Origin of the sequence: Xanthomonas campestris pv. campestris str. ATCC 33913 (genome assembly GCF_000007145.1) — a bacterium.
Classification (GTDB): Bacteria; Pseudomonadota; Gammaproteobacteria; order Xanthomonadales; family Xanthomonadaceae; genus Xanthomonas; species Xanthomonas campestris.
This window is the reverse complement of the sequence record NC_003902.1, coordinates 3,611,087-3,624,782: the sequence shown is the minus strand read 5'-3', so window position 1 is coordinate 3,624,782 and position 13,696 is coordinate 3,611,087. Positions and strand designations below refer to the sequence as shown.

General features: G+C 69.8%; 11 protein-coding genes and 1 pseudogene. 7 read left to right on the top strand and 5 right to left on the bottom strand.

Annotated elements, in window-relative coordinates; all coding sequences use genetic code 11:
- Positions 1-116 precede the first annotated feature (116 nt).
- The 7 genes and pseudogenes from cobD to XCC_RS15850 all read left to right on the top strand — a co-directional run bounded on the left by cobD (position 117) and on the right by XCC_RS15850 (position 6,422).
- A pseudogene (gene cobD, locus XCC_RS15880) lies at positions 117-1,101 on the top strand (threonine-phosphate decarboxylase CobD).
- Positions 1,098-2,573, top strand: coding sequence for a cobyric acid synthase (locus tag XCC_RS15875; RefSeq protein ID WP_011038176.1), 1,476 nt, complete (start codon positions 1,098-1,100; stop codon positions 2,571-2,573). The pseudogene cobD and the gene XCC_RS15875 overlap by 4 nt, the downstream one beginning before the upstream one ends.
- Positions 2,561-3,082, top strand: a complete 522-nt coding sequence (cobU, locus tag XCC_RS15870; RefSeq protein WP_011038175.1) for a bifunctional adenosylcobinamide kinase/adenosylcobinamide-phosphate guanylyltransferase — start codon at positions 2,561-2,563, stop codon at positions 3,080-3,082. The genes XCC_RS15875 and cobU overlap by 13 nt, the downstream gene beginning before the upstream one ends.
- Positions 3,079-4,125 (top strand): nicotinate-nucleotide--dimethylbenzimidazole phosphoribosyltransferase, encoded by a 1,047-nt coding sequence (gene cobT, locus XCC_RS15865; protein ID WP_011038174.1) that lies wholly within the window; start codon positions 3,079-3,081, stop codon positions 4,123-4,125. The genes cobU and cobT overlap by 4 nt, the downstream gene beginning before the upstream one ends.
- Positions 4,122-4,691 carry a histidine phosphatase family protein gene (locus XCC_RS15860; RefSeq protein WP_011038173.1) on the top strand — a complete coding sequence of 190 codons (570 nt, stop codon included), beginning with the start codon at positions 4,122-4,124 and terminating at the stop codon, positions 4,689-4,691. Before cobT ends, XCC_RS15860 begins: the two co-directional genes overlap by 4 nt.
- Positions 4,688-5,422: an adenosylcobinamide-GDP ribazoletransferase gene (locus tag XCC_RS15855; protein WP_011038172.1), complete on the top strand. Its 735-nt coding sequence runs from the start codon at positions 4,688-4,690 to the stop codon at positions 5,420-5,422. Before XCC_RS15860 ends, XCC_RS15855 begins: the two co-directional genes overlap by 4 nt.
- Positions 5,423-5,462: 40 nt before the next feature.
- Positions 5,463-6,422 (top strand): AraC family transcriptional regulator, encoded by a 960-nt coding sequence (locus XCC_RS15850; protein WP_011038171.1) that lies wholly within the window; start codon positions 5,463-5,465, stop codon positions 6,420-6,422.
- Here the strand turns inward: XCC_RS15850 and XCC_RS15845 are convergent.
- Genes XCC_RS15845 through XCC_RS15825 form a run of 5 tightly spaced genes read right to left on the bottom strand, consistent with a single transcriptional unit; the run spans position 6,344 to position 13,571 of the window.
- Positions 6,344-7,627 (bottom strand): type III PLP-dependent enzyme, encoded by a 1,284-nt coding sequence (locus tag XCC_RS15845; protein ID WP_011038170.1) that lies wholly within the window; start codon positions 7,625-7,627, stop codon positions 6,344-6,346. The two genes, XCC_RS15850 and XCC_RS15845, sit on opposite strands and share 79 nt — an antisense overlap.
- Entirely contained in the window at positions 7,624-9,393 is a 1,770-nt protein-coding gene (locus tag XCC_RS15840; protein WP_011038169.1) for an IucA/IucC family protein, read from the bottom strand. The genes XCC_RS15845 and XCC_RS15840 overlap by 4 nt, the downstream gene beginning before the upstream one ends.
- A complete protein-coding gene (locus XCC_RS15835) occupies positions 9,371-10,549 on the bottom strand; it encodes an MFS transporter (RefSeq protein ID WP_011038168.1) in 1,179 nt (392 codons plus the stop codon). Before XCC_RS15835 ends, XCC_RS15840 begins: the two co-directional genes overlap by 23 nt.
- Positions 10,546-12,348, bottom strand: a complete 1,803-nt coding sequence (locus XCC_RS15830; RefSeq protein WP_011038167.1) for an IucA/IucC family protein — start codon at positions 12,346-12,348, stop codon at positions 10,546-10,548. Before XCC_RS15830 ends, XCC_RS15835 begins: the two co-directional genes overlap by 4 nt.
- Positions 12,345-13,571, bottom strand: a complete 1,227-nt coding sequence (locus XCC_RS15825; RefSeq protein ID WP_012437645.1) for a siderophore biosynthesis protein PvsA — start codon at positions 13,569-13,571, stop codon at positions 12,345-12,347. Before XCC_RS15825 ends, XCC_RS15830 begins: the two co-directional genes overlap by 4 nt.
- Positions 13,572-13,696 lie beyond the last annotated feature (125 nt).

Below are 13,696 nucleotides of genomic sequence, written 5' to 3'. Positions count from 1 at the left end.
GCGATTGCATCTTCGCCATGCGTCCTACACGTCGCCGGTGCGCCGGCCAGTGCACACAATCGGTTGTGCGTCTGGCAAGCCGTGTTGCGATTCCCATCGGATGACTGGAGCCAAGCATGCTTGAACACGGTGGACGCCTGCGCCGCGCTGCGCAGAGCTACGGCATTGCGCTGGAACACTGGCTGGATCTGTCCACCGGCATCAGCCCGTTCGCCTGGCTGGTGCCGGCCATTCCGGCGCAGCACTGGCAACGCCTGCCCGAGGACGACGATGGCCTGGCCGCATCTGCCGCCGCCTATTACGGCGCGCCGCAGCTGCTGCCGGTGGCCGGCTCGCAGGCCGCGATCCAGGCACTGCCGACGCTGCGCGCACCCAGCCGCGTGGGCGTGCTGGCACCGGGCTACGCGGAGCACGCACAGGCCTGGCAGCGCGCCGGTCACACCGTGCTGCCGTTGCCGGCACAGCCGCTGTTGCAGGCGGACGCGCACTGCGACGTCATCGTCTTGATCCATCCGAACAATCCCTGCGCCGACACCTTCGACGGCGCCGCACTGCTGCAGCTGCATGCGCGGCTGGCTGCACGTGGTGGCTGGCTGGTGGTGGACGAAGCCTTCATGGATGCCACGCCGCAGCACAGCCTGTGCGCACACACCCACTTGCCCGGGCTGGTGGTGTTGCGCTCGGTGGGCAAGTTCTTCGGCATGGCCGGGGCGCGTGCCGGATTCGTGTGTGCGCATGCCACGTTGCTGGAGGCGCTGCGCGAGCAGCTCGGGCCATGGACGCTGGCCGGCCCCACGCGCTGGGCCGTGCAGCAGGCGTTGATGGATACGCACTGGCAGGCGCAGGCGCGCGCACGCCTGCACGGTGCCTCGCAACGCCTGGCCGCGCTGTTGACCACGCACGGGCTGGTGCCAGCCGCCGGCACGGCGTTCTTCCAGTGGTGCCGCCGCGACGATGCGCCTGCACTGCACACCGCGCTGGCGCAGCGCGGCATTCTCACCCGCCTGTTCGAGACGCCCGCCAGCCTGCGCTTTGGGGCTGCCGCCGGATGCCGCCGGCGAAGCGCGCCTGGCCGCTGCCCTGCAGGAATTGCAGGCATGAGTGCGCGCGTGCTGATGGTGCAGGGCTGCACCTCCGATGCGGGCAAGAGCACGTTGGTGGCCGCGCTGTGCCGCTGGCTGCATCGCCAAGGCGTTGCGGTGGCCCCGTTCAAGCCGCAGAACATGGCGCTCAATTCCGCGGTCACCGTGGATGGCGGCGAAATCGGCCGGGCCCAGGCAGTGCAGGCGCAGGCCTGCGGGTTGCCGCCGCACACCGATTTCAACCCGGTGCTGCTCAAGCCCAACAGCGACACTGGCGCGCAGGTCATCGTGCACGGGCATCCGGTGGCCACGCTGGATGCGGTGGGGTACCACGCCTACAAACGCACTGCGCGCACGGCGGTGCTGGCCTCGCACGCGCGGCTGGTGGAACGCTTCGACGTGCTGCTGGTGGAAGGCGCCGGCAGCCCGGCGGAAATCAACCTGCGTGAACACGACATCGCCAATATGGGTTACGCCGAGGCGGTGGATTGCGCAGTGATCCTGATCGCCGACATCGACCGCGGCGGCGTGTTCGCCCATCTGGTCGGTACGCTGGCGTTGCTGTCGCCGAGCGAGCGCGCACGGGTGGCCGGTTTCGTGATCAATCGCTTCCGTGGCGACCTTGCCTTGCTGCAGCCCGGCCTTGAGTGGCTGGAGCGCGAAACCGGCAAGCCGGTGCTCGGCGTGCTGCCGTATCTGCATGGCCTGCAGCTCGATGCCGAGGATGCGTTGCCGCGCGGCCCGGTGCACAAGCCGCAGGCGCGCCTGCGCGTGGTGGTGCCGGTGTTGCCGCGGATCAGCAACCACACCGATCTGGACGCCTTGCTGGCGCACCCGCAGGTGGACGTGCAGCTGATCGGGCCAGGCCAGTCACCACCGCCGTGCGACCTGATCGTGCTGCCGGGCAGCAAGTCCACCCGCCAGGATCTGGCCTGGCTGCGCGCGCAGGGCTGGGAAGCGGCGATCGCGCGGCATCTGCGCTACGGCGGCAAGCTGCTCGGCATCTGCGGCGGCCTGCAGATGCTGGGCGAACAGGTGCACGACCCGCACGGCATCGAAGGCGCGCCCGGCAGCAGCGCCGGGCTGGGCTGGCTGGCACTGCAAACCGCATTGCAGCCGCACAAGCAATTGCACCGCGTCGGTGGCCGGCTGCTGCCCAGTGGCGCAGCGGTCAGCGGCTACGAAATCCATTGCGGCCTCAGCACCGGTACGGCGCTGGCGCGGCCGCTGCTGCAGCTGGACGATGGCCGTAGTGACGGTGCAGTGTCCGAGGATGGTCAGGTCATGGGCACCTATCTGCACGGCATCTTCGACCACCCCGCGGCGCTGGCCGCACTGCTCGCCTGGGCCGGGCTTGCCGACGCTGCACCGCTGGATCTGGCCAGCCTGCGCGAAGCGACACTCGAACGCCTGGCCGATACCGTGCACGCCCATCTGGACATCGCCGCATTGACGCGGCTCACCCTGGGGGAGCCGGCATGCGCCAATTGATCCTGGGCGGCGCGCGCTCGGGCAAGAGCGCGTTCGCCGAGCGCATTGCTGCCGCCTCCGGGCTGGAGGTGGTGTATCTGGCCACCGCGCAGGCCTTCGATGGCGAAATGGCCGCGCGCATCGCCCATCACCGTGGCAGCCGCCCGGCGCACTGGCAGTGCGTGGAAGAACCCATCGCGTTGGCCGCCAGCCTGCAGGCGGTGGCCGCACCGGGCCGCTGCGTGCTGGTGGACTGCCTCACGCTGTGGCTGAGCAACCTGTTGGGCCACCCGGACAGCGCGGTGTTCGCACGTGAGCGCGAGGCGCTGCTGGCCACGCTTGGCCAGTTGCCCGGGCAACTTGTGCTGGTCAGCAACGAGGTGGGGCAGGGCATCGTTCCGCTGGGCGAACTGACGCGCCGGTTTGTCGACGAAGCCGGCCGGCTGCACCAGGCATTGGCGCTACAGTGCGAGCGGGTCGTGTTCGTGGTGGCCGGCCTGCCCATGGTGTTGAAAGGAGAGGCGGTGTGAGTATCGAGTGGATCCAGGGCGCCTGCGCGGTGCCGGATGCGCGGGTGCAGGCAGCGTCGCTGGCGCGACAGGAACAATTGACCAAGCCGCCCGGTGCGCTGGGCCGGCTGGAGCAACTGGCGGTGCAATTTGCCGCCTGGCAACGCAATGAACAACCCACCGTGCAACGCATCTGGATTGCGGTGTATGCCGCCGACCACGGCGTGGCCGCCGAAGGCGTGTCGATGTTTCCGCAGGCGGTGACCGGCGAGATGGTGCGCAACTTCGCGCGTGGCGGTGCGGCCATTGCGGTGCTGGCGCGCGAACTCGGCGCCCGGCTGGAAGTGGTGAACCTGGGCGTGGTCAACGACCCCGGCGAGTTGCCGCGGGTCCGCCGCGCCTGGATCGCGCCGGCGTGCGCCAATATCTGCGAGCAGGCGGCGATGACGCCAGCGCAATTGCGCGACGCACTGGCGGCCGGCGCAGAGAGCATCGCGCAGGCACGCACCTGCGGGACGCAGCTGTTTGTCGGCGGCGAAATGGGCATCGGCAACAGCACCGCCGCTGCCGCGCTGAGCTGCGCGCTGCTCTCGCAATTTCCGCAGGCCATGGCCGGCGCCGGCACCGGGCTGGATGCCGAAGGCATTGCGCACAAGGCCACCGTGATCACCCGCGCGCTGGCCGTGCATGCCGACGCCGCCACACCGCTGGAGCGGCTGCGCCGGCTTGGCGGTTTCGAAATCGCCGCGCTGGTCGGGGCCTATATCGCGGCCGCGCAGGCCGGCATCCCGGTGCTGGTGGATGGCTTCATCAGCACTGCCGCGGCGCTGGTGGCGGTGCATCTGAATCCCGGCGTGCGCGAATGGCTGTTGTTCGGCCATCGCTCGCAGGAGCGCGGCCATGCCGCCTTGCTCCGCGCGCTGGAGGCCGAGCCGCTGCTGCAACTGGACCTGCGCCTGGGCGAAGCCAGCGGCGCGGCGGTGGCCATCCCGCTGCTGCGCACCGCCTGCGCCCTGCACAACGGCATGGCGACCTTCGCCGAGGCCGGGGTTTCCGACGCATGAGCGCGCAGATCACCTTGCTGCGGCATGGCGACACCGGCCAGCGCAGCTACCGCGGCCAGCTCGACGACCCGCTCACCGCCACCGGCTGGCAGCAGCTGCGCGAGGCCACCGCCGCGGGCGAATGGGATGTGGTGGTGGCCTCCACGCTGCAGCGCTGCGCCTTGTTTGCCGCTGAATTCGCCACGGCGCGCGGCCTGCCGCTGCAGCTGGATCCCCGCCTGCGCGAATACCATTTTGGTCGCTGGCAGGGCGTACCGGTGGCCGAGATCGATCGCGATGAAGGCGCGGCGCTGGGGCGCTTCTGGTCGGACCCGCTGCGGTATCCGCCACCGGAGGCCGAGCCGTTCGAGGCGTTCTGCGCGCGGCTGGCTGCGGCGCTGGATGCGATCGTGGCCACTTACCCTGCGCAGCGCGTGCTGGTGGTGACCCATGGCGGTGCGATCCGCGCGTTGCGCTGCCTGGTTGCGGGCGATGGCTTCGGCCACATGACCGAGCTGGCAGTTCCGCATGCCTCGCTGCATCCGCTGCGCTGGCCGCCGATGACTGTGGCCACCGCGCAGGCATGATCGATGGGCTGCTTGCGGCGGTTGGCTTCCTGACCCGCATTCCGGTGCCGGCCTGGGCATTTGCCCGCCCCGGCGCGCAGGCGCGTTCGCTGCCGTGGTACCCGCTGGTCGGGCTGCTGCTGGGCGTCCTGCTGCTGGCGCTGACGTGGTGCCTGCGCGGCGCCGCTCCGCTGCTGGCCGCCGCCATCGTGCTGAGCAGCTGGGTCTGGCTGACCGGCGCGCTGCACGTGGATGGGCTGGCCGACAGCACCGATGCCTGGGTGGTGGCATGGGCGACCGCGCCACGCACCCCTGGCATTATGAAAGACCCCACCAGTGGCCCGATGGCGGTGACTGCGGTGGTGCTGATGCTGTTGCTCAAGTGCGCCGCGCTGACGACGTTGTTGCCGGCTGCGCCAGCGGCGCTGTGGCTGGCGCCGCTGTTGGCGCGCGCCGCGGTGGTGGCGGCATTTGCGAGCACGCCGTACGTGCGCGCCGGCGGCCTGGGAAGCGCGCTGGCGGGCGCCAGCCGCACCGTCTGCGTGCTGGCCGTGGCCGCTGCAGTGGGGGTTGCCTGTGTGGCGGGCCCTGCACGTGCGGCGCTGGCCTGCGGGATCGCTGCGCTGGTGTTTGCGTTGTGGCGGCGCGCCTGCCTGCAACGGCTCGGCGGCATGACCGGCGACACCTGTGGCGCACTGATCGAACTCAGCGAGACCGCCGTGCTGGCAGGCCTGGCGTTGTACGCCGGCTAGGCGGTGCCATGCGGCGTGGTTGAGCACGCTGCCCGTTGGCATGCTGCGCAAGATCGGGACCGCACACGCCCGCGTGTTCGGCGATGCTGGGTGCACAGACGAGGACCCACCCATGCATGACGCAGCCACCGCGCACCGCCACCGCAACGTCGAACGTGTCGTGGCCCATTTGCAGGACAGCATCCGCGCAGGCAGCCCGCTGCCGGATCTGGCCGCGCTGGCCGCGGTGGCGCATCAATCGCCGCATCACTTCCACCGGGTCTACCGCGCGCTGGCCGGGGAAACGCTGGGCCAGACCACCGCCCGCCTGCGCCTGAGCCAGGCCGTGCATCTGCTCGGCGAGCCAGGCCGCAGCATTACCGACGTAGCGCTGGCAGTGGGCTACCAGACCCCGCAGGCGCTGGCGCGTGCGTTCCGCGCGCTGCTGCAGGTGAGCCCGAGCAGCCTGCGGCAGGCGCCGGCGATACGCGCCCAGACCCTGCAGCAGCTCGCCACGCCCGCGCTGGCACCGCACGCTGCGCCCGCGCCGCTGCAGGTCACCGTGCAATGGCTGGAGCCGCTGGAAGTGGTGGTGCTGCGCCAGCGCGGCGCCTTCGATGACCTGGATCGTGGCTTTGGCCGCATCGCCGCCTGGGCCGAGCGTGCAGGCGTGATCGAGCACCTGCACGCACTGATCGGCGTGCCACTCAGCGACCACCGCGACGTGCCAGCGCAGCAGCATCTGTTCGAGTGCGGCATCGCCTTCGCCACCGCTGTTGCGCCGCCGGCGCCGCTGCACGTGCGTGTGCTCGGCGAGGGCGCACATGCCGTGCTGCGCCACACCGGCAGCTATGCCGGGCTGGAAGACGCGCTCGACCGCCTGCTCGCCGACTGGCTGCCCGGCAGCGGTCACGCACTGCGCGACGCACCCCTGCACTACCTCTACCTCGACGACCCCGAGACCGTGGCCGAAGCCGACCTGCGCGCCGACATCCGCGTGCCGGTGGTGGCGGTTGCCTGAGCGTGTACCGGCAAAAACACCATCTGCGGTGGCGGGTGCATCAGGAACTGCTGATGCGAAATATTCCACGCATACGCACCCGCCAGCGGGAAGGCCAGGCAGTCGCCGGGAGCGAGCGCTGCAACGCGCTGATTGCGGGCCAGTACATCCTTGGGCGTGCAGAGCTGGCCGACCAGGGTGACCGGGGTGTCGCGCAGCACCGGTGCATGTGTGCCGCGTACCACCACGCAGGGATGGTCGTGGCCTTGCGCGGCCGGCGTGCGGAAGTGATGGGTGCCGCCACGGGCAATCGCAAACCACGCGCCGTGGCTGCGCTTGATGTCCAGCACCTCCATCAGGTACCAGCCGCAGCTGGCGCTGACATAGCGGCCCGGTTCCAGGCGCAGTTGCAGGCCGTCGCCGTGCGCGTGCAGCACCGCGGGCAGCCCGGCGCAGAAGCCTGCCCAGTCGAACGAGGCCTCTGGCGTCAGATAGTCCACGCCGAAGCCGCCGCCGGCATTGACCAGCAGCGGGCCCAGGCCATGGCGCTGCCGCCAGTGCTGCACGGTGCGCAGATACGCCGCGATCAGGTGCAGCTGCGCGGCGGCGTCGCGTTGGTGCGACATCAGGTGGAAATGGAAGCCGCGCAACTCCAGTGCCGGGCTGGCGCGTAGCTGCAGCAGCGCAGCATCCAGGTCGTCCGGGTCCAGCCCGAATGGCGATGGTTGGCCGCCCATCATCAAACGCGTGGTCTGTGCACCGGGCACGGCGATGTTCATGCGCAGGAACACCGGGATGCGCCGGCGGTCGGGCTGGGCGATCTGTCGCGCAATGGCCGCCAGCCGCTGCAATTCGCCCAGGCTTTCCACATGCACGGTGCAGTCGGGCAGGCGCACGGCCTGCGCCAGTTCGCTCTCCAGTTTGCCCGGCCCACCAAACAGCAACGCCGCATCCGGTTGCTGCTGGTGCAGCCAGGCGAGCTCGCCACCGGATGCGGCTTCGAACCCATCCACGTACGGCGCCAGCGTCTGCAGGATCTGCGGTTCGGCATTGGCCTTGGCGGCGTAGAACAGCGTGCAGCCGGGCGGCAGCTGCGCACGCATCCATGCTGCGTGCGCATCCAGTGCGGCCAGGTCGTAGACGTACGCACATAGCGGGGCGTCGCTGTGCGCACGTAACTGCGCCACCGCTGCGCGCACCGCCGTGGCATCGATCTGCAGACTCATGCGGCCACCTGCTGCACGGCATGCATTGGCGCGATGGGGTTGGGCAGGGCGGTGTAGTCCGATTGACGATCTGCACGTTGCAACAGCCGCGTGCCCAGGTTGTTCTTGCCGGGCAGCGGTGCGCCGTCGATCAGGCCTTGCAGCGCCGGCTGCGCGCCATTGCGCTGCTGCCAGCGTGCGGCAATCTCGGCCACGCACTGCCACAGGCGTGCTTCCAGGACCGCATCGCCATCGCTCAGGTGGAAGATCGCTTCGGCCAGATTATTGACCAGCGCGCAGTAGGCCACGCGGTTCCAGGCCTGCTCGGGTGTGTAGTACAGCGACTGCCGTGCGCGCTCGCCCACGCCATGCAGGCGGGCAGCCGGCCAGCGTTGCGCGAGCAGCTTGGTGCCTTCCAGATCGCGGATCCACACGCGCGTGGGCCAGCCATCGCTGAAGCCGATCACGGTGTTCTGCAGATGCGGTTCCAGCGCAATGCCGTGCTGGAATAGCGCACTCCACACACCATCCAGCAGCAGCCCGGCATATGCGCGAAACCACAGCACGGTGGCGGTGCGCCGGTCCAGGCGGCGGACGCTGTGCGCACGCAGCGCAGCGGCGGCCACGCTGTGGCCCTGCGCATCGCAGGTGAACAGTGCGGCCGCTACTTGCGGGCGCCAGCGTGCACGTTGTGCAGCGGTGGGCGCCTGCCGATACAGGATGCCGAAGCTCTCGGCCAACGCACGCGTAGCCAGCGGATCTGCTGCGGCCAATGCCGGGTCGAACTGGGTGACATCCAGCGAGGTGGCGGCCGGCTCCAGCATCACGTCGAAGCCGGGCACCTGCGCGGCCAGTGCCTGCCAGCTCGGTGCCAGCAGGTGGGTCAGCGCCACCGCGCTTTCCAGCTCATACCAGGCGTTCTTGCGCACGCAGTTGGTCAAGCGCACATGTACCGAACACTTGAGGAAATACGCCAGCGCCGGGTGGTACAGCGTGCGCACCGACGAGGTGGGCCGCAGTGGCTCGCCCAACACGCCCACGGGTGTGATCGCGCCGCGTGCCTGCAATTCCTGCAGCAGTGGATCATCGCGCAGGCGTTGCACTTCCCACGGGTGGCAGGGGTAGAAATCGTCGTGGCCGCTGAGCTGTTGCAAGGTGGCACGCACATCGCGGCCCTGCACGCGCAGCAGGCGCCGGTCGATGCGGAACCAGTACAACGCAAACGCCGCACGTGCTTCCGGTGCGCAGGCCAGGACCTGCGCCAGCGCCACACCTTCGCGGCTTTTGGGCGTGGGGTGCAGTGCGTGGCCCCACAGCAAGGCCTGTTCGGCATCGATCAACGTATCGCCGGTGGGCGTGGCGGCCTGTGCCTGGCGCAGTAACGCGGCGGTGATCGCCACGCTGTTGTCGCTTTGCGCCAACAGTTCCGGGTTGACCGCATGCGTGCTGCCCAGCGCCTGTAGCAGACTGCGCGCCAATGCATGCCCGTCCAGGCTTTGCCAGGGCTGCCCGGCGGCCTTGAGGAACGGCGTGGACACGAACCGGCAGCGCCCCAGCCGGTCAGCATGGGCAATGCGCACGCACAGCACGCCCGCGTCCCCCAATGCGATCCGCAGCCAGCGGTCGTCGGCGGTGCGTGCGCCGGGGCGATCCGGGCCGGTGTAGTCGAAGTCGGCAGTACCACGCGGGATGGCGAACTCGCGCAGGTAGCAATTCAACCAGCAGGCGCAGGCCTGTGCATCGGCCATGCTGTCGAACCAGGGGTCAGGCATCGTGTGCGGCGACATCGGCAATTCTCCTCGAGGGAAAGCGCACCAGGACGGTGAGCGCAGCAGCGGCGGCCGCCAGGGCGGCGGCCAGGAACGGTGTGGTCGGGCCCCAGCGCTGGGTCAGCGCACCGGCGGCGACGCCGGCCAGCACGCCGGCCCATTTGCCGCAGGCATCGAAGCGGCCGAACAGACGCCCGGCGCCCTGGCCAGTGGCCACGGCAGCCAGGCTGCGGTTGAGCCCACGCAGGCCGAACAACATGCCCAGCCCGAACAGCAGGCGCGCACCCGCCAATGCCACGGTGTCGTCGAGAAACGCCTGCCATGCGCAGGCCAGTGCAAACAGCAGCAAGCCCGGCACCAGCCAGGCCGCGCCATCGCCGCGCCGCCACCACGGCAGCACCACCAGATAAACCAGATGCGGCAGGCTGTAGAGCAGCCCGGCCAACGCGTCGTGCCCGGCGCCGCGCGCCAGCGCATACGGAATGAAATACGGAAACGTCACCACCATCGCGAAGCAGAACAGGAACTGCGCCACCATCAATGCCGGCCACGCCGCGTTGGCCACTGAGGGCAGTGCCTGGGTGGCGCGTGGCGATGCGGTGCGCGGGCTGTGGGCGGGCGGAGCCGGTTGGTCGCCCGGCAAGCGCCAGGTCAGCGCGAAGGCCACCAGCGGGAGTAGCGCCAACGCGCGGTACAAGGCTTGCGCCGGCCCCAGCGCCACCGCAAGCCCGAGCAAGGCCGGTGCACTGACCATCGCCAACCGCGCCGAGTACTGGGTCCAGTCCAGTGCACGCGCCAATGGCCCGGCCTGCGGCTGGCTGGCCAGGTACGCGTTGGCCGCCGCCAATGAGCCGCCGCAGGTGCCCTGCACGATCAGCCCGACCACCAGCCAGGGCAGGGTGGGTGCGAAGCCGGCGATTGCAAAGCCCAGCGCCAGCCCGAGTTGGGCACGCAGCAGCGAGCGCTTGCGTCCATAGCGATCGGCCAGCCGCCCCCAGGTGCTCGCGGTGAGCGCAGTGCACAGGGTTGGCAGCACATACAGCACGCCGCTCCAACCGATTGCCGCCGACGGTGCCAGTTCGGCCAGCACCTGCGGCAGAAACAGCGGCATGCCCAGTGCGGTGAAGGCGGCCAGGTAATGCGCAGCCAGCACCGGGCCGAGGATGCGCTTCATCGCTGCGCCACCTGCCGGCGCAGTGCCGCGTCCTCGGCATCGGCAAAGGCCGCGCCAAACGGGTTGGGTGCGCTGTCGCCGTAGAACTTGTTGATATCGCGTGCTCCGGTGTGCTGTTTGCTCAGCAGGCTGCCGGCGCTGAGCAGGTACTTCACCGGGAGCTGCGGTGCGGCGAGCAAGCGCGGCGCCGGTGCGGTGTCGATGCGCTCGGCGTCCAGCTGCGCCAGCGTCTGCGCCAGTTGCGCCTGCAGCTGCGCATACAGCGGTGCCCGCAACGCGGGTTGCCATTCGGCCAGGCCCTCGAGCACGGCCTGCAGATCCAGCTGCAACACGATCGTGCAGAACATCTGCGCCAGTGCCTGCGCATCGTCCACCGCAATGCGTGCATCGTGCAGCGGGCCGAGCGTGTCGATCTCGGGCAGCTGCGCGCGCAGCTGCGGCAGCGCGATGCGTGCGGCGTCGTTGTCCTTCATCAGCAGGCGCGTGGGCTGGCCGGGTGCATACACCAGCACGCTGTTTTGCTGGTTGGCTTCCAGCGCGATGCCATAGCGCAGCCATAGCCGCAGATGCACGGCAAGCAGCAGTTCGGTGTAGTCGCGCCACCAGGCCAGCAGGTCGCCACCGCTGAAGGTCTCGGCCAGATGGATCGCCATCGGCCGGCCATCGGGCATCAGGGCGCACAGCGCAGCCACGGGCACCAGGGTGGCGGTGTCCAGCGGTGGGTAGCGCCGCAGCAGGTAGGCCAGATGCCGGGTCTGCCCGACGTGCCCACCGTGGGATTCGTCAACGAACACGCAGCGCCCGCGCAGCGCGGCATCGTGCGCATCGATGCGACGCAGCGCCTGCTCCAGCCAATGGCCGTCGTACAACGTGGAAGGCTTGATCAGGCGCAGGTTCAATGCGCCGAGCGTGCGCATCGGGATCGGCAGTTTGAGATGCAGGTGCGGATGCTGCAGCGGCACCAGCGTGCGCACCGACAGCGTCGGGCGCACCGGCAGGTACGTCAGCGGTGCACGCACGCTACCGGCAGGAAGTGCAAACCCGTCCTGTTCCAGCCGCGCCCACACCAGCGGATGCACTGGCCAGAGCTGGTGTGTCTGCGCGAGTTCGGCCGGCAACCCCACGCGCGCAAGGTCCGGCCATAGCTCCGCAGGCGGCGTGCTGGTGCAACTCACCTGCGCCTGCGGAATGGCCAGCCACTGCAGTGCAAACGTTGGTGCGAATTCCGGTGCATAGGCGCGCAGTTCGGCGGGCGCCAAGCCGGCCTTGGCGCGTGCGGTGGGATAGAACGGATGGTCGCGGTAGCTGGCCAGCTGGTCGCAGCGGTACGCGCGCTCGGCCGCATCCGCTGCGCGCAGGGCCTGCGCCAGGTGCGGTGCCTGGGCGGCATACGCGTCGCGTGCCAGGCCGCGATGTGCGGCGGCGCACGCGGCTTCATCGGCGTAGGCGCGGTGCAACTGTTGCGTGTCCGGATCCAGCCCCTGGCTGAGGCGTTGCAGCCAGGCGGCTGCGCCGTGTTCCAGCTGCACCACCGTGCCGCGCTGCACCAGCCAGCGATCGCTGCACGCGCTGATCCGCTGCAGGTAACCGCCGTGGTGAATCGGCAGCCACACGATGCCATCGGGCAGGTGTGTGATGCGCCACCACTGGGTGGGCGGCTGCGGCGCGGCCCAGTGCGCCAGCAGCGCGGCGTCGGGCATTGCCGCGCTGCCGCGGCTGGCGATGCCGCGCAGATCTTCGCGCAGGCAGGCATCGATGATGCGCGTGGTGATGTAGTGCTGATCGGTCGCGTTGCTCATGCGCGCAGCTCCGGTGGGTCGATCCGCCACTGCAGGCCGGCTTCGGCCTGGTGCACGGCCTGCTGCAATGCATCGGCATCGCGCGCCAGTGCGCTCAGCACGCCGAGGTAATCCTTGTTGGAATGGCTGAGCCGGATCTGCTCGCCGGGCACGCGCATGCGGCGGTACTGCACATCGCTGTGCGCGCTGCGATGGTTGCGGTCGTCGCTGGCACTGACCAGCTCGCCGGCATGTTCGGCCACGTAATAGCGCAGCAAGGCGTGCGTGCGCTCGCTGTGCAGCAGTGGCAGCGGCTGGCCCAGGTGCGGTGCCAGCGCGGCGGCAAACCACTGCTGGCCGAACATTGCATCGAGCAGGAATTCGCGCCGGTCGCCGATGCTGCGGTAGTTGATCTCCACCAGCACCGGCCCGTCGCGGGTGAGGATGAATTCGCTATGGCATAGCCCGAAGCCCACGCCGAACGCCCGCAATTGCGCCAACGCCTGCGCGATCACCGGCGTGTCCACCTGCGCGTCCCATTGCGCCTCGCATTCGACAAAATGCGGTGGCGGCGACAGCCGCACCTTGAACCCGCCGATGGCCTGCAGGTGCTGCCCGTCGCCCAGCGTTTCCAGCGTGAAAAGGTCACCTTCCAGCAAGCCTTCCAGCAACACCGTGCGTTGCGGGTGGCGTTGCCACACATCGTCCAGATACGCCTGCAATTGCGCGGCATCGGCGCACTGGCGCACATCCAGGCTGGCCACGCCCTCGCGCGGTTTGGCCACCACCGGCCACGGGATCTGCGCAGGCAAGGCCGCGCCCGGCGCCAGCGTGCAAAACCAGGGCGATGGCATCCCACGCGCCTGCAGGCGCTGGCGCATCGCCGCCTTGTTCTTGGCGGCGTAGCACACCTGCCAGTCCTTGCCGGGCAGCCCCAGGCCGGCAGCCACCAGCGCGGTGCTGGTCTGCAGGTGATCGCTGTTGCTGAACACCGCGCGTGGGTGCACGCCGGCGTCGTGCAGCACGTCCAGCACGCCCAGCGGATTGAACACATCGCAGGCGATCACCCGCTGCGGCGCGTGTGCCGGATGCGCGTTGAAGTGCGCAAGATGCTCCAGGCGATGGTCGGTCAGCAGCCACACCGGCAGACCCTGCGCGTGTGCTGCAGGCAGGAAGCCATCGGTGATTGCCGGGTGGCAGACGTGGGTCAGGATCACCAGCGGTGCATCGGGCGTTGCGTTCATGGCAGCTCTCGTTCGACAGGACGGTGGGTCAACCGGTGTAGAGCGGGCTGCCTGGCATCGCACACGCGACACGGGGTGGCCTACGACGCAGCAGGTCGCATCGCCGCAGCGCGGCGCGAAGTGCG